Source organism: Halothiobacillus sp. DCM-1, assembly GCF_045689735.1.
In the GTDB taxonomy this organism is placed as follows: domain Bacteria; phylum Pseudomonadota; class Gammaproteobacteria; order Halothiobacillales; family Halothiobacillaceae; genus Halothiobacillus.
Window position 1 is genome coordinate 164,672 of record NZ_CP142685.1, and the last position, 16,346, is coordinate 181,017.

Below are 16,346 nucleotides of genomic sequence, written 5' to 3' on the forward strand. Positions count from 1 at the left end.
CCAAGAATGAAGGGGCGCCTGCGCCGCCGAGTTTTTCTGATCGCAAGATCCCAGCGTGGAGGATTGATCCCATGGATACCGCAACCCCAGCCAAGCCGAAATATGCCGGAACCAATGGCACCCTTCTCGTCGCGAAAAATGACGAACGCTTGCCGGTCTCGACTGAGATTCAGCCGGAACACATCAATCTGGATCAGCCCGCGCTGATTGGCATGACCCCGCCGTTCATTGGTCAGCGGTTCATGCTTCGCCCGGGGAAAACCACGATTGGTCGCCGGGAGGATTCGGACATCGTGCTGGCCGATGGCAGCGTGTCCAGTCTGCATGCCTGGCTGATTGAGGATAACGGCAGCTACCGATTGATGAATATCCTCTCAACCAATGGCAGCTATGTGAATGACCAGCGCGTGACCGAGGCGGTGCTGAACCACGGGGATCGTCTGCGGTTTGGCGGCGTCGAGCTTCAGTTGCATACCGGTGCGGCGGGTGCCGTGAAAAATGGCAGCCCGGCGGCCTGGTTGATCGGCCTGGGCGCGTTAGCGGGGTTGGCCGCGCTGGTTGCGATTGGTTGGGTGCTGTTGCACCATTGATCGCACACCCTCAAGTGCCAAGGATGAATCTGCCATGGCCAAAGCGTTTGGTCGGTTTGAAATTCAAGGGGAGCTCGGGCGGGGCGCCATGTCGATCATTTATCGGGGCTATGACCCGAAGATCGAACGCATGCTCGCCATCAAAACCTTGCGCCCCGAATACTCCGCGCATAGTGAATACCGGGCACGGTTCCTGACTGAGGCCAAGGCGGCCGGTACCCTCAATCACCCCCATATCGTCACCATTTTCGATGTGGGCGAGGTGGACGGTATCCCGTTTATCGCGATGGAGTTGTTGACCGGCACCAGCCTGAGCGAGTACGCGGCGGCTCATCCCGACGGGATGCCCTTGCCGGTTTTGCTGAAAGTGGCCATCCAGATTGCGGAAGCGCTGGATTTTGCGCATCGTCACGGGGTGGTGCATCAGGACATCAAGCCGGACAACATCGTGCTGCTGAACGAGGCGCACGACATCAAGATGATGGATTTCGGCATCGCCCGGATCCTGTCGGCCGAGCAGGCGCCGTCTGAGGAAGGTGCCCGCGCGTTTTTATCCGGCACCCCGCAGTACATGTCGCCGGAACAAATCACCGATCAACCGATTGATGGGCGGAGCGATCTGTACGCGCTGGGGGTGTTGCTGTTCGAATTGATCAGTGGTCATTTGCCGTTCGAGGCCGATGATCCCTGGAGTTTGTGGCAAAAAACTCTGAAAGACCCTCTGCCGGCCTTAAAACCGCGTGACCCGTTCACCCCGCCGGAATTATTGGAGTTGGTGCGCACCCTGCTTGCCAAGGATCCGAGTGCCCGCTACCAGTCCGCTTCCGGTCTGGCGGCGGATCTGAAGGCCATGGCGCGCCGGGTCGAGGCGCGCGACCGTCATGCCCTGGCGGCAAAAATCATCCCCTTACGGGTGCGCTGGCCGCTGGTCATGGCCACCGTGGTCGCCTTGGTCATGCTGCTGGGACTGTTCTGGGTGCAGCACAAGCAAAATCAAACCATCACCGAGCTGGCCTATGACTATGGTTTCAGCCTGTCGGAATGGGTAGCCGTTCAAACGGCAGAAGATTTACTGCTGCAGGATAAGCCCGCGCTGCAATCCTGGGTCGATAGCATGAGCCACAACCGCGAAATCGTGTACATGGCGATTCGCAACCTCAATGGGCAACTCGAAGCGCAAACCCGGGGGGATGCTCTGGCCGCGCAGATGGCGAGCCAGTTGCATCCCGATCATGTCACGCTGGCACGGGGTGACATGAAGGTGTACACCGTACACGGCAGTGACAGCGCCCCGTTTTTCGTGTTTGAAATGCCGATAGAGTATCAGGACAAGCGCGTCGGTCAGTTGCAGATCGGGTTGGCGACGAATGCGCTGGCGACGGCCAACCGCACCACGCTGTTGACCTTGCTGACCTGGATCGTGCTGGTGATCGGGGCGGTGGTGGCGGGCACCTATTGGCTGACCGGGCGGTTGAATGTCCCGCTGGATCAAGTCATCAGTGCGCTGGATCAGATCAAGCAGGGACGATTGGAGCATCGTATCCGTCGCCACCGCCGGGATGATTTCGAGCGGTTATTTGCCGCGTATAACGCGATGGCGGATGTGCTGGAGGCGCGCGAGCTGCGGGTCCGTGCGGCGGCGCTCGACCATAAACACGATGTGCCGCTCGGGGTCGAAGGGCGCTCGCTTGACGAGCCCCACCCGGCTCCCGGCTCCGGCGTTATTCCGCGCTGAGCCGCGACTCCTCGCGAGGTATCGTGCGCCACTGCCCAGGCGCAAGATCGTCCAGCGTGTAACCACCGATACGCACCCGAATCAGCCGGAGCGTGGGCAGGCCGACGGCTGCCGTCATGCGTCGCACTTGCCGGTTTTTCCCTTCGGTGAGCGTGAGTTGCAGCCAACTGACCGGGATATGGGCGCGGGTGCGGATGGGTGGAGTGCGCGGCCATAACCAGTCGGGTTCCGGCACGGCTTGGGCGAGCGCGGGGCGGGTCAGGCCGTCTTTCAGGCGAACCCCGCGCGCCAGTGCGGCAAGCGCCGCCTCGGTCACAATGCCCTCTACCTGGGCGAGATAGGTCTTGGGTTGCTTGAAGGTCGGGTTGGCGAGCCGCGCCTGCAACCGGCCTTCGTCGGTGAGCAGTAACAAGCCTTCGGAATCCCGGTCGAGCCGTCCGGCCGCGTACACCCCCGGCACCGCGATGAAATCCGCCAGCGTTTTCGCGGCGCAGCCCGGCTCTGGTGTGAATTGCGAGAGCACATCGAAGGGCTTGTTGAACGCGATCAGCATCTCAACCCCCGGCCATCACGCCGCGACGCTGCGGGATACCCCCGTGGGCAGCCGTTGCCAGCGGGCGATGCGGCCTTCGTCCACGCCGATCGAGCGCAGTAGGGGCAACAGCGTCGGGCGGATGCCGAGCCAGGGTTCGGGCAGTGTGTGCAGCGGCAGATCGCAGACGATGCCCGTGAGGCGGCGGGATAACTTCACCGTGGGTTCATGTTCGGCTAGAAGTTTCTGCACGCGCGGCGCGCCGCGAAACTTCATGCCATACACCGCCGCGAGATTGCGGTAGATGCCGTCCAGATTGCCGTGTTTTTTCAGCAGATTGGCCGCGATGCGCGGGCCGATGCCGGGTACACCGGGAATATTGTCGGCCGTATCGCCGGTCAAGGCCAGCCAGTCGGCGATTTGCGGCGGCTTCACCCCAAAATGCCGCTCGACATCGCCATAGGCCAGCACCATTTGCCGCATCGGGTTGAACCAGCGATCGTCCGGGCCGAGTAGTTGGGCGAGGTCTTTATCGCCGGTCAGAATCGTCACGGCGCGCTTGCGTCCCCGCAACTGCTGAACGAGTGTACCGATCACATCATCGGCCTCGAAATTTGGGTGATCGAGCGCGTACAGTCCGGCGGCTTCCGCCAACGCGCGGCAGCGGGGGAGTTGGCTGGTCAATTCCTCGGGCGCCGGGGGGCGGTGGGCTTTGTAGTCGGGATAAATGCTTTGCCGAAATCCCCGTCCGGTGGGTGCATCGAACACACAGGCGATGATCGGGCCGTGCTCAGCATGGGGGATTGCAGGCGGCGTCAGGCGGGGGTCGAAGATGGTTTCCAGCAAACTGAGCAAGGCGTCGGCAAAACCGCGCACGGCACCAACGGGTAAGCCCGCGCTGTCCACCGGCTCCGTGCCGCTGGCATGCCAGGCGCGCCAAATCTGGGCATGGGAATCGACCAGCCAAGCGCGAGGGTGTGCGGTGTTCAAGGTCAGTCCAGGGGATATGGGCGGTACGCTGCGCGCGCGACGCCGTCGGCAGCGGCGGCGGCGGCGACCGCCGGGGGCAGGCGCTCGATCAGCCGGGGGTCGAAAGGCTTGGGCAGAATGTAGTCCCGGCCAAAACCCATACTCGATGCGCCATAGGCCGCGAGCACCGCCTCGGGCACAGGCTCCTGGGCGAGCGCGGCGAGTGCCTCGACACACGCGATTTTCATGCCGTTGGTGATGCGCGCGGCGCGGCAATCGAGCGCGCCCCGGAAAATGAACGGGAACGCCAGCACATTGTTGACCTGATTGGGATAGTCGCTCCGGCCGGTGGCCATGATCAGGTCATCGCGTACCTGATGCGCGTGCTCCGGACGAATTTCCGGGTCCGGGTTGGCGAGCGCGAACACGATGGGTTTGGGTGCCATGCTGGCCAGCATGGCCGCGCTCATGAGATTCGGGGCGGACAAGCCGATAAACACATCGGCATCGACCAGCGCATCGGCCAGACTGCGTTCCGCAGTATCGGCCACCAGGGCGGCATGGTGAGGCGGCAGGTCGGTGAGGCCGGTATGCAGCACCCCCACCTTATCGACGACCCGCAACCGATCCCGGTTCAGCCCCATCGCCAGCAGCAGGTTGAGCGTCGCCGTGCCGGCTGCCCCGGCGCCGACCAGCACGAGCTTGATTTCGGAGAGCGTTTTGCCCTGCAAGGCGAGCGCGTTTTTCAGGCCGGCGGCAATGATGATCGCGGTGCCGTGTTGATCGTCGTGAAATACCGGGATATTCATCCGTTCGATCAGCGCCTGCTCCACGGCAAAACAGCGCGGGGCGGAAATGTCTTCGAGATTGATCCCGCCGAAGCTGGGCTCCAGGCGGGCGATGGTATCGATCAGCTCGGTCGGGTCTTGCGTGGCGAGCTCAAGATCGACCGCATCGATGCCGGCGAATTTTTTGAATAACAACGCCTTGCCTTCCATGACCGGCTTACTGGCCAGCGCGCCGAGATTCCCGAGCCCCAGAATGGCCGATCCATCTGAAATGACGGCGACCAGATTGCCTTTGTTCGTATAACGAAACGCATCATCCGGCTGTGCGGCGATCGCGCGCACCGGTTCGGCCACGCCGGGCGAATAGGCCAGCGCCAGATCCTGCGCGCTGGCTGCGGGTTTGGTGATTGCGGTGGCGGTTTTACCGGGGCGGGGGAGGGCGTGGTAATCGAGGGCGGCCTGGGGCGCGTTCGGGGTGGCGGTCATAGGCGGGGGTTCCAGCAAGCAGGGTGCCTGAGCACGCTCAGGCGGATCAAAATCGGTTATGAATCGGTGGGGCGCGGGAATTGGCGCAGCCACTCGATGAAGGCATCCGACGGTAGCGGTCGGCTGTAATAATACCCTTGGGCGATGCTGCAGTTTAAGTTTTTCAGGATGGCGAGATCGGCCAGGGTTTCTACGCCCTCGGCGACCGTGGTCAGCCCCAGCTCATCGGCCATGCGCACGATCGAGCCGAGCATCGCCGCCTGGCGGGGAAGGTTGGCGGCATTATCGACAAAGGAACGGTCGATCTTCAGTGTGGTAATGGGCAGGCGCTGTAGATAGGACAGCGACGAATACCCCGTGCCAAAATCATCCAGCGCGATGGAGATGCCGAGGGCGCGCAGGCGCTGCAATTTTTCGATGACCCAGTCAAAACCGCTCAGCAAGGCCGATTCGGTGATTTCGATTTCCAGCCACTGCGGTGCCACCGCGTGCCGTTGCAAAATCGTCTCGATTTCATCGACGAGGCTCCCGCCGCGCGCCCGGATCAGTTCAAACTGGTAGCTGGAAACATTGACCGCCACGCTCACCGCCGTGCCGGTTTCGCGCAGCATCCGCGCAATGAATGCGGCAGCCTGATCGATCACGATGAGCCCCAGCTCTTCGATATAGCCTTTTTCTTCTGCGATCGGGATGAATTCGGCGGGCGAGATCCAGCCGAGTTCCGGGTGGCGCCAGCGCAGCAGCGCTTCGCAGCCGACGGGTTGTTCCTGTTTCAGGTCGATTTTGGGCTGAAAGTGCAGCGCGAACTGGCTAGGGTCGTGTTCCAGGGCATAGAACAGGGCGCGTTCCACCTGGCTGCGCCGCAGGTAAGACTCCGCGAGCACCTGATCAAACCGGGCGATGCGATTGCTGCGCTTATGTTGGCTGGCCAGCGCAAACCCGGCGGACTGAATCGCCTGTTGCCAGAGGAATTCGTTGGGCGTTGATCCGGCTGGGGTCACGACCTCGGCATAACCGCCGCGCCCGTGCAGGGTCAGTTGAAACGAGTCATGCGACAACGGTGCGAACACCTGACGCATCATCTTGTCGAGCACAGGCGCGACCGCGTCGCCGGCCAAGGGCAGTACGCAGACGAAGGTTTGCCCGCTCCAGATGCCGCAAAGCCCGAAATGATCGCTCACCAGGAGCTGCAGTCGGCTGGTGACGGTTTTCAGCAATAGATCCACGGATTCGATGCCATCGAGTAACAGCAATTGATCGGCATCGGTGATTTCGATCAGACTGAGGGTGAACCCCCCGGACTCGGTCGCACCGAGTTCCTGCAGTCGTTCGTTGAATGCACGGCGGTTGAGCAGACCCGTGAGGGCATCGTGCCGCGCCAGATACGCGAGATCATCTTCTTTGGCCTGCAATTCAGCTTGCTGCGCGCCAACGGTTTGCGCGAGGTTTTTTGCTTCGCGCCGGGCGGTTTGATGGAGCAGCCGGGTACGCAGAGCATTGCGGATGCGCTTGAGTGTGTCCTCGAAATCGAAGGGTTTGGTAATGAAATCGACCGCACCGGCGTCTAGGGCGGCCTCGCGGGTTTCCCGGTCGGTTTGCGCGGTGAGTACGATGCACGGCAGGTAATCGTCGGCCGCGAGGTGTTTTTTGAGCAGCTGCATCACGGCGTGGCCATCGAGCTCGGGCATGCGGATATCGAGCAGCAGCAGGTCGAATGGGGCGGCCAGCCAACGCTTGACCGCCTGCGGTGAGGAGGATTCCGTTTCTACCTGGGTATAGCCCGCCTCATCGAGCAGGTTGGCGAGCACCATGAGATTGGCCGGGTTGTCATCGACCACCAGAATCCGCGCCGCAGCCAAGTCGGGCGGTAGCGTATCTTGCGGTTCAAAGGTGAAATCGTTCAACACGGGCTCTCTATCGCGGGGCTTTTTGTGAGATTAGCTCATCGAACAGGGCGTTAATGTCACCCAGATTAAATGGTTTCGTCAAATACCGATCAAACAAGCCGTTGCGCTCAGCCTGCAACCGCATCGGGGCGGTGGCATCGGCGGAAAGCGCCACGATGGGGACATGGCGGGTATCGACCCATTTTTTCAGTCGGGCGGCGGCCTGCTGACCTGAGATGCCCGGCAGGTTGATGTCCATCAACACGAGATCCGGCGCGCGCGTCAACGCCAGTTCAAGCCCCTGTTCGCCATCTTCGGCCAGAATCAGCTCGATGTCGTCACGATCCTCGGCAATATCGGCCATCAAGGTTCGATTGGCGGCATTGTCCTCGATGTAGAGCACGCGCAGTCGGGGCGCGGCCTGCCGGTCGGGCGCCGTGCCGGGGGCGGCACCCTCGGCGGCGGTTGCGCGGGCCGAGCCGCAATCCCCCGGCTCGGCGGGCTGATAGGCGGGCAGCCAGACGAAGAAAGTCGTCCCTTCGCCTTCGGTGCTCTCGAAGCTGAGTTCACCGTACATCCGCTCGATCAGTTGCCGGGTGATCATCAGGCCGATGCCGGTGCCTTCAATCGCACTGTTTTCGCGTCCCAGCCGTTCGAAGGCGCGGAATAGGCGGTGTTGTTTGTCCTTGGGGATGCCCAAGCCGGTATCTTGTACGGCAAAGCCGATCCAGCCCAGCCCGTCGGCTCGGGTTCGGGCGGGCAATGGGTTCAAGGTCACGCGCCCCTGCGGTCGGTTGTATTTGATGGCATTGCTCATCAGGTTGAGCAAAACTTGCCGCGCGCGGGTGTGGTCGGCACAGGCCCATTGCGCCGCCCGCAGTTCATTGTTCAGCTCGATCTGTTGCGATCGGGCGGTATCGAGCAGCATATCGGTGGCTTCCTGCGCCAGTTCGGCGAGATTCAGTGGCTCGGGCGAGAGGGTGATTTCGCCCGCCTCGATTTTGGCGAGGTTGAGCACATCATTGACCAGGCTGAGCAGATGTTGCCCCGCCTTGAGAATCTGCTCGACGAAGCCGCGCTGTTTGTCGGAGAGGGGTTCGCGGCGCGAGGCGCTCATCAATTGGGCAAAGCCCAGAATCGCGTTGAGCGGCGTACGCAATTCGTGTGACATCGAGGATAAAAACTGGGATTTGCCCTGGTTGGCGCGGTCGGCTTGCGCTTTGCTCTCGATCAGTTGCTGCTCGTATTCGCGTTGTTTTGCCTGCTGGCGCAGGCTGACGGTCATGATCGCGCAGGTGCTGAGGAAGGGCGCCAAGGTGTCCACCAGATCGAGGCTGACGCCCTCGGCACGGTTGCCGATGGCCACCACACCGACCAGCGTATCGCCCTGATAGAGCGGGATGCCGAGGTAGTTGTGAATCGCGGGGTGTCCCGGCGGGAAGCCGCCCCGCCGGGGATCGGCCGAAACTTCAGTGGCGACCACGGGCTCGCGCGATTGCATGACGGCACCGATGAGGTTGTTTGGATTGCAGAACAGCATGTTGCCGGCCATGACCCGCTCGTAAAGGGCATCGGATTCGGCACTCCAGGACAGGTTGGTGATAGCGTGAATCTTCAGGCAGGGCGTGGGTTCGATGCCGAACAGCACTTCGCCCAGAAAGCCGAATTCGGCGCCCGTTACGGCCAGCAGTTGATCGAGCATCATCTGCCAGACGGTGCGGGGTTCTACCTGTTCCAAAAACGATTGTAGGGTGCTGTTCAGGCCAGAGAGCAGCCGTTGCTGGCTCTCGATTTGCGTTTTGGCGCGGATTTCTTCGGTGATGTTCTGGGTGACGCCGACGAAAGCGATCGGCGTTCCATCGGCCGCCCGCACAATATCTCCACGGGCGCGGAGCCATTGTTGTCCATGGTTTCGGTCGGCCAAGGGGTAGTCAAAGACGAAGACGGTTTTGGATTCCACCGCACGGCGAAAAGCGGCATCGATCTGGGCATGGAAGGCCGGATCGATCCGCGCGCGCAGCACTTGGTGGGTAATGGTCTGGGTGCCTGGTGGGAACCCCAGCAGGGAGGCAAAGCCTTCGCTGATGGTCATTTGGCCGCTCGCCATATCCAGTGACCAAGATCCTTGACGGGCAAAGATTTCGCCGCGTCGATGGATTTCCTGCAATGCCCGCAGGCTGGCTGCGAGGGCTTCACTCTGTGCGAGCAGTGCCTCGGTGCGCTGCTGTTGCCGGAGGGCATCGAGCCGCGCCTGCATGACGGCGGCCAGCTGGATGGCGAAATCTTCGAGCAGTTGCACCTCATCGGCGCTGAGCACGCGGGGGCTGCGGTCCATGATGCACAGCGTGCCGACGGCATATTGGCCGTCGAGTACCAGCGGTGCGCCGGCATAGAACCGAACTCCCACCTCGCCGGTCACCATCGGCGACTGGCAGGAACGCGGATCCGCGCGGGTATCCGAGATCACCAGCGGCTTAAATGGCGGCAGCAGCGCGTGGGAACAAATAGCGAGATCACGCGGCACGGACTGCATCGGCAGGCCAAACGCCACCTTGAAGCGTTGCTCCTCCGCATCGGCGAGCGCCAACAGGGCGATCGGGGTGCGGAACACCCGCCGCATGATGTCCACCTTGCGGCGGTAGATGAGGTCGTCGTCTTCGTTGAACAGCGCAAGTTCGTGCAGCACTTGCAGGCGCTGGGCTTCGTTCGCGGGGCGCGGGGCAACGCTACTCATGTCTATCGATTCCCTGTCGCAAGAAAAACCCCGCTACGGTAACACGCGGCGGGGTTTTGGCAGGCTCTCGCGGCCAATTCCATGAAAAAATCATGGAATTGGCCCCCGGCGCTTACTGCTGGGCGGGCAGAATCAAAATATCGACTCGACGGTTTTGCGCGCGCCCTTCGGCGGTGGCATTGCTCGCGATCGGCCGGGTCATGCCATAACCGATGGCCTGGATACGGTTATACGGCACGCCATATTGCGATAACGCGCTGGCCACGCTTTGTGCACGGTTTTGCGAGAGCTGCTGGTTGAAGCTGGCTGAGCCGGTGGAATCGGTGTTGCCCTCGACCCGCACGATCGTGCCCGGATACTGGTTGATGCTTTGCGCCAGTTGCTGCAACACCGGCATGAATTTCGGTTTGAGCACCGCGCTGCCGGTATCGAAGGTGATGGCTTCGGGTGCCTGGATGTGAATGCCTTCGCCCTGGCGTTCTACTTGAACGCCGCTATTGGCCATCTGCTGCTGCAGTTGCTGCGCTTGTTTATCCATCTGGTTGCCGATCAGCCCGCCGATGCCTGCGCCCACCGCCGCGCCGATTAGTGTGCCGCCGGTTTTATTGCCACGACCGGCAATCAGGTTGCCCGCCAATGCCCCGACGCCCGCGCCGATGGTGGCGCCCCCGGCCGTGTTGCCATATTGCCCTTGGTAGGGGTTTTGTGCGCAGCCGGTGGTGGTGACGAGTGCGGCAATCAAACCGCCTAAAACCAGTTTTTTCATCATGATGGAATCTCCTGTGGTGAACGCGAAGGCTTGAGAGATACGCGGCAAACGGTATCGGCTGGACGATAAGTTTGCACCGGGTGCATTCATAACAATACGACAAAATTGTAGCCGCTGTGTTCATCCGGAGGCCTGGGGTATGAGTGCCCGTAACGCGGCAATCAGTGTGTCAACCATCGCCTCGCTGTGGCTGGCGCTCAGGGTGATGCGGAGCCGGGCGCTGTTCGGCGGCACGGTCGGCGGGCGAATCGCCGGGACGAACAGTCCCTCGGCCTTGAGCGCCTCGGCAAGGCGTATGCTTTCCGGCGCGCTGCCAACCACGAGGGGCTGGATTGGCGTGGCCGATGCGAGCAGACCGGGGTGATCGGCCAGTCCGGTGCGCAGTTGGGCGACGCGCGCCCGCCAGGCGGCGCGCAGGTCATCGCCCTGCTGGATGAGTTGCAGGCTCGCCTGCGTGGCGACGGCCAGCGCGGGCGGCGCTGCGGTGGTGAACAGGTAGGGGCGGGCGCGTTGGCGCAGCACTTCGAGCGGCATTTGCGCCCCGGCGATAAACGCTCCGGCGGTGCCGAAGGCTTTGCCGAGTGTGCCGACCTGAAGCAAGCGTTCCGGGGGCGAGCCGGGACACAGACCCTGTTCACGCAGGGTGCCGCGCCCGCCCGCGCCCCACACGCCAAAGCCATGGGCATCATCGATCACCAGCCAGGCATCATGGCGTTCGGCGAGTTCGAGCAAGGCGGCGAGCGGCGCGGCATCGCCATCCATGCTGAATACGCCGTCGGTGACGATCATCCGGGTACCGCGGGCCCGTGCCAGTTGTCGGGCGCAATCCTCGGGATCATTGTGGCGATAGCGCAGCAGTTTGGCGCCGGAAAGCTGGGCGGCATCGACCAGCGAGGCGTGATTGAGGCGATCGGCAATCACCGTGTCGCCCCGGCCGACCAGGCCTCCGACCACGGCGAGATTGGCCATGTAGCCGGTGGAAAACAGCAGGGCGCGATCGACCCGCAGCCAGCCAGCCAGCGCGGTTTCGAGTTCGGCGTGCGGTTCGAAATGGCCGTTGATCAGGTGCGCCGCCCCCGCGCCGACGCCCCAGCGCTCTGCCCCGGCGGCGAGTGCGGCCACGATCTGCGGATGATTGGCGAGCCCAAGATAATCATTGCTGCAGAAACTCAGCATCGGCTGGCCGTCGATCTGCATCGCAGCGCCTTGCGGCGTTTGCGCGGTGACGCCGCGCCGCATGAGTCCCTCGCGGTCGCGTTCGGCGAGCCACTGTGTCCAATCGCGGGTTGTGATAATTTCGGTCTCCTGTGGATTTGGAATTGCCCCATGCGCCTGCCGGTAAACATTTTTTTGTGGACATTCGGCGCCACGCTCTTGCCGGTGCTGGCACTGGTGTGGGGGGTGACGGCGGTGAGCGAACACCGTTTCCAGGCCGAAGTCAATCGCGAGCTGAGTGACAATATTCAGTCGTTGACCGGCGAAATCAACAACCGGCTGCGGTATGAGCGTGAGGTGGTACGCGGCATCGCGCTGTCGCAGCCGATTCAAACCATGCTCAACGCGCTGATCGCTTCTGCCCAGGGGATTCGTCATCCGGAATTGACGGCAGAGCGGATTCGCGCCAACTCGTTTCTCGCGGGGCTGCAACGCACGGTACCGGGGCTGGGGAGTATCCGTATCCTGGATGCGGCGGGCAATACGGTGGTGAAAACCACGCTGGGGCGCGCGGCACCGCCGATGTTCGAAAGCCTTTCGCAGATGAATTATGTGGAGGCAGAGCTGGAGAATCCGGGGTTCCTCGCCAAGCTCAAAAGCCTGCCGCTGGACGAGGTGAGTTTCTTGATGCTGCCTTCCTCGCTGTGGGATACCGCGCCCGGCCAGTTGCCCAGCATGCTGTATGCGGTTTATCCCCTGCGGGCGATGGGCAATGAGCGCGCGGGTTATGTGGTGCTCAATACCTATGGCGAATATCTCGACCAGATTCTTTCGCTTTCGCCCCGCCCCCGCCTGAGCCACATCATGGTCATCGAGCACGATCCGGGGCATGCCATGCGCGATGGGCTGGTGCTGTACGACGACAAGGCGGGTCGCCTGTTCGTGACGCCGATGGAGGCGAATCCCTCCACCCAGCCGAGCTACGCCCAGGCCATTGACGATGGCCGGTTCTGGCAGGCCATCGTTGCCCAGTCGGACGGGGTGTTCGTGTCGCGGCACAGCGGGCAACGCTGGTATTTTCAGGAATACCATCCCTACCCGAACAGCCTGGTGTCGTGGTTCATCGTGCTGGGGCTGCCCGAGCAGGTGACTTCGGCGCCGTTCGCCGACATTCACCGCAGTTTGTGGGGGTTCGCCCTGCTGGCCTTGGGCTTGAGCCTGCTGCTGGCCGGCTTGGGCGCGCGCTATTTCTCCCGCCCGATCAGCCGGTTGGGTAAAAGTCTGAAATCTTTTGCCGACGGGAATCGTGCGCTGGGGATTCCCGTCGATTCCCGCACGACGGAAGTCCGCCAGTTGCAGCAGTCGTTCCGGTATCTCACCACGCATCTCAATCGGGAGGAAGCCTTGCGTCAACGCGCCGAGCGGCAAATGCTGCAGCAGGCGAAGCTGGCTTCGGTGGGTGAGATGGCGGCGGGCATCGGGCATGAAATCAACAATCCGCTGAACAATATTCTGGCCTTGACGGCTCTGATCGAGCGCCAGCTCCGGCCAGAACAGACGGCGGTGCAGCGCGATGTGGTGGATTTGCGTGCCGAGGCCGAACGCATCAGTCATATCGTGCGCGGGGTGATGAATTTTGCCCGGCAGTTGCCGCCGGATCATGAAACGGTGGCCATCGAACCGTGGTTGTCGGAACTGATCGACAGGTTGCAGCCGGAGGCGATGGCCGCCGATCTGTTTCTGGATCTATCGCCCGTCAAACCGGACTGCACGGCCAGTTTCGATCCCAACCAGATTGGGCAGGTCGTGATCAATCTGGTGCGCAATGCGATGCATGCGTCCCCGCGCGATGGGCACATCAGCATCACCGCCGAATGCGCGCCGGAGACCTTGCGCGTGGTGGTGGAAGATCAGGGCGGTGGTATCCGCCAGGAAGTGATCGAGCAGATTTTCGACCCGTTTTTTACCACCAAGCCGGTCGATAAAGGCACGGGACTGGGTTTGTCGATTAGCCTCGGGATCGTGCAGTACCACGGCGGCCAGCTCGTGGTGCAGAACCGGGTGGATCAGCCTGGGGTGCGCGCGGTGATTGATTTGCCGCGTGCCAAATCCTCGCCCAAAATTGGCCAACTGGAATGATGCCCGATCCCCTTTGTTGTGGAAGATGCCTTGTATGACCCCATCCGCTGCCTCGCAGATTGTGTTTGTCGATGATGACCCGCGTGCCAGCGCGCTGTTCACCCGGTTTGCCGAAACCGAAGGGCTCTCGGTGCAGGGTTTTCAATCGGTGCGGGCGGCGCAGGCATGGCTGGAGAACCACGCGGCCGATCTGATTATTTCCGATCTGAAAATGCCCGATATCACCGGACTGGAGTTTCTGGCCTGGGTGCGTGAGCGAACCCCGGCGACTCCGTTCGTGCTGATTACCGGATATTCGACGCTGGATGATGCCATCGAGGCGCTGCGGCGCGGCGCGAACGACTTCATCAAAAAACCCTACGAACCGGCGGAACTCGTGCGGCTGGTGCGCGCGCTGCTCAAGGACGGCCAACCGGCCAGCACGCCCGCATTCACGGCGGCTGAGCGCAGCATGTTGGGGCAGTCGCCGGCCATCGCCGGGGTATATCGCGTGATCGATAAAATCGCCGATGTGCGCATCAATGTGATGATCGAGGGGGAATCGGGCAGCGGCAAGGAGCTGGCCGCCCGCGCCATTCACGACCGCTCGCACTTTGCCGATAAGCCGTACATCGTCATCGACTGCGGCGCGTTGACCGATACCCTGCTGGAAAACGAGCTGTTCGGCCACGAAAAAGGCGCCTATACCGGGGCATCGAGTACCAAGCCCGGCTTGCTGGAAGTGGCGAGTGGCGGCACGGTGTTTCTCGATGAAATCGGCAATATCTCCGATGCGATGCAGGTCAAGCTGCTGCGGGTGATTCAGGAACAGCAAATCATGCGCGTCGGCGGCGTGACCCCGATTCGCATCGATGTGCGCTTCATCGTGGCGAGTAACCGCGATCTGGCCGAGATGGTCGCGGCCGGGCAGTTCCGGCACGATCTGTACCACCGGCTGCATGTGGTGCGGCTGCGGATTCCGCCGCTGCGTGAGCGCAAGGAGGATATTCCGATCCTGATCGACCACTTCATCCGTCATTTTGCCGCGCGCTATAACCGGCCGGCGGAGCGCTTCAGTCCCGCCTGTATGCAGCGCATCATTGCCTATGCCTGGCCGGGCAATGTGCGGGAATTGAAAAACATGATCGAGCGCGCCGTGGCGCTGTCCAGCGGCCCCGAATTGCGGCTGGATCAAGAGGCGGAAACCACGCCACCCTGGGCGACGGCGCTGGTTCGCCCGATGTCGGGTGCCGAAGCGATCGATGCGGATTTCCCGACCCTCGACCAGTTGGAGCGCCGGTATATCGAAAAATTGCTCAAGACCTATGACGGCAATCGTGAAAAGACCGCGCAAACGCTTGGCATCAATAAATCGACACTCTGGCGCAAGTTGCAAAGCTGGGGCGGGGCGAGCGCGGCGGACGACTTGTTGGCTTGAGTGCGCGTCGATGGGTTGTCGGCACGGTCCGGTTGGCAGCGGGATCGCGCAAATTGCTGAAAAAAATTGCAGATTGCAACTTGCAACGCGAAATTTTTTGAATTAAATGCAGCAAAAACAACAGGATGAAAGTTGGCACACTGCGTGCAATAACTGGTTCGTGGTCTTCCACACAACAATGAGGAGTTAAACCCATGCAAGCGAATCGTCGTGTATTTCTGAAGGGCAGCCTGGCTGCTTCTGCTGTTGGTCTGGCCGTTGGTGCTGGCCTGCTCTCTCCGCGCGCTGTTCTGGCTGCCGATGCAGCCGGCTGGCCGGCGGCTGCGTATGACGCCAAAGATTTCGACACCGCGTTGAAAGCGGTATTCGGCGCCACTGGTCCTGCTGAATCCAAAGACATCACCGTTAAAGCTCCGGACATCGCTGAAAACGGCGCCGTGGTTCCGGTGACCATCGAGTCCGCCATTGCGGGCACCGACAACATCGCGATTGCGGTAAAAGGCAACCCGAACCCGCTGGTTGCGAACTTCAAGTTCGATGGCGCCCAGCCGTTCGCCTCTACCCGTATCCGTATGGGCAAAACTGACAACGTGATCGGCATCGCCCACGCTGGCGGCAAGCTGTACATGGCTGAGAAGCAAGTGAAAGTAACCATCGGTGGTTGCGGCGGTTAATTCGCCCCATCGGGTTAGCAGACACTTTAATCTTTATTCTTAGAGGAATTTACTCATGTCAACGATCAAAATGCGTATCAGCGCCGCAGGCGATGTTCTGGATATCAAGAGCCTGATCGAGCAAGTGATGGAATCTGGCCGGATGAAAGACAAGGCCACCGGCCAACTGATCCCGGCTGACTACATCCAAACCCTGACTGTCTCCGTCGGCGACAAGAAAGTGGTTGAAGCCAACCTGTCTGTAGGCGTTTCCAAAAACCCCTACATCAACTTCAAAGTGCCGGGCAAAAAAGGCGACAAAGTGACCATCGCTTATGTCACCAACCTGGGCAAAACCGACACCGCTACCGAAACGGCCTAATTGCCCGTTTTTGCACGCAACCTGCGGGTTGTGTGCGGCGTTAATCAACCCGCTTCGGCGGGTTTTTTCATGCCTGCGATCTGTCGGGAAAAATGAATAGGTCGCGCGGTA

General features: G+C 61.6%; 13 protein-coding genes. 6 read left to right on the forward strand and 7 right to left on the reverse strand.

Going from position 1 to position 16,346, the window contains the following annotated elements:
• Nucleotides 1-71 precede the first annotated feature (71 nt).
• Entirely contained in the window at nucleotides 72-590 is a 519-nt protein-coding gene (locus tag VOI35_RS00810; protein WP_407276011.1) for an FHA domain-containing protein, read from the forward strand.
• Between the two features lie 34 nt (nucleotides 591-624).
• Nucleotides 625-2,325 carry a protein kinase domain-containing protein gene (locus VOI35_RS00815; protein ID WP_407276012.1) on the forward strand — a complete coding sequence of 567 codons (1,701 nt, stop codon included), beginning with the start codon at nucleotides 625-627 and terminating at the stop codon, nucleotides 2,323-2,325.
• Here VOI35_RS00815 and VOI35_RS00820 read toward each other — a convergent pair.
• The 7 genes from VOI35_RS00820 to bioF all read right to left on the reverse strand — a co-directional run bounded on the left by VOI35_RS00820 (nucleotide 2,312) and on the right by bioF (nucleotide 11,728).
• The gene (locus VOI35_RS00820) at nucleotides 2,312-2,878 is read right to left on the reverse strand and encodes an rRNA large subunit pseudouridine synthase E (RefSeq protein ID WP_407276013.1); all 567 of its coding nucleotides are present in this window, start codon (nucleotides 2,876-2,878) and stop codon (nucleotides 2,312-2,314) included. The two genes, VOI35_RS00815 and VOI35_RS00820, sit on opposite strands and share 14 nt — an antisense overlap.
• Nucleotides 2,879-2,893: 15 nt before the next feature.
• Nucleotides 2,894-3,847 carry a 5'-3' exonuclease H3TH domain-containing protein gene (locus VOI35_RS00825; protein ID WP_407276014.1) on the reverse strand — a complete coding sequence of 318 codons (954 nt, stop codon included), beginning with the start codon at nucleotides 3,845-3,847 and terminating at the stop codon, nucleotides 2,894-2,896.
• Between the two features lie 2 nt (nucleotides 3,848-3,849).
• A complete protein-coding gene (locus VOI35_RS00830) occupies nucleotides 3,850-5,100 on the reverse strand; it encodes a malic enzyme-like NAD(P)-binding protein (protein WP_407276015.1) in 1,251 nt (416 codons plus the stop codon).
• Between the two features lie 56 nt (nucleotides 5,101-5,156).
• Nucleotides 5,157-7,004: a putative bifunctional diguanylate cyclase/phosphodiesterase gene (locus tag VOI35_RS00835; protein ID WP_407276016.1), complete on the reverse strand. Its 1,848-nt coding sequence runs from the start codon at nucleotides 7,002-7,004 to the stop codon at nucleotides 5,157-5,159.
• 10 nt (nucleotides 7,005-7,014) lie between these two features.
• Nucleotides 7,015-9,720, reverse strand: a complete 2,706-nt coding sequence (locus tag VOI35_RS00840; protein ID WP_407276017.1) for an ATP-binding protein — start codon at nucleotides 9,718-9,720, stop codon at nucleotides 7,015-7,017.
• Nucleotides 9,721-9,832: 112 nt separating this feature from the next.
• On the reverse strand, nucleotides 9,833-10,489 hold the full coding sequence (locus tag VOI35_RS00845) for an OmpA family protein (protein ID WP_407276018.1): 657 nt from the start codon (nucleotides 10,487-10,489) through the stop codon (nucleotides 9,833-9,835).
• Between the two features lie 120 nt (nucleotides 10,490-10,609).
• Nucleotides 10,610-11,728: an 8-amino-7-oxononanoate synthase gene (gene bioF / locus VOI35_RS00850; protein WP_407276019.1), complete on the reverse strand. Its 1,119-nt coding sequence runs from the start codon at nucleotides 11,726-11,728 to the stop codon at nucleotides 10,610-10,612.
• Nucleotides 11,729-11,815: 87 nt separating this feature from the next.
• Here bioF and VOI35_RS00855 point away from each other — a divergent pair, with 87 nt between their 5' ends.
• The 4 genes from VOI35_RS00855 (at nucleotide 11,816) to soxZ (ending at nucleotide 16,235) form a co-directional block, all read left to right on the forward strand.
• Nucleotides 11,816-13,783 carry an ATP-binding protein gene (locus tag VOI35_RS00855; RefSeq protein ID WP_407276020.1) on the forward strand — a complete coding sequence of 656 codons (1,968 nt, stop codon included), beginning with the start codon at nucleotides 11,816-11,818 and terminating at the stop codon, nucleotides 13,781-13,783.
• 34 nt (nucleotides 13,784-13,817) lie between these two features.
• Nucleotides 13,818-15,200, forward strand: a complete 1,383-nt coding sequence (locus VOI35_RS00860) for a sigma-54-dependent transcriptional regulator (protein ID WP_407276021.1) — start codon at nucleotides 13,818-13,820, stop codon at nucleotides 15,198-15,200.
• A gap of 194 nt (nucleotides 15,201-15,394) precedes the next feature.
• Entirely contained in the window at nucleotides 15,395-15,874 is a 480-nt protein-coding gene (soxY, locus tag VOI35_RS00865; protein WP_407276022.1) for a thiosulfate oxidation carrier protein SoxY, read from the forward strand.
• A gap of 55 nt (nucleotides 15,875-15,929) precedes the next feature.
• Nucleotides 15,930-16,235 carry a thiosulfate oxidation carrier complex protein SoxZ gene (gene soxZ, locus VOI35_RS00870; RefSeq protein ID WP_407276023.1) on the forward strand — a complete coding sequence of 102 codons (306 nt, stop codon included), beginning with the start codon at nucleotides 15,930-15,932 and terminating at the stop codon, nucleotides 16,233-16,235.
• Nucleotides 16,236-16,346: the final 111 nt, after the last annotated feature.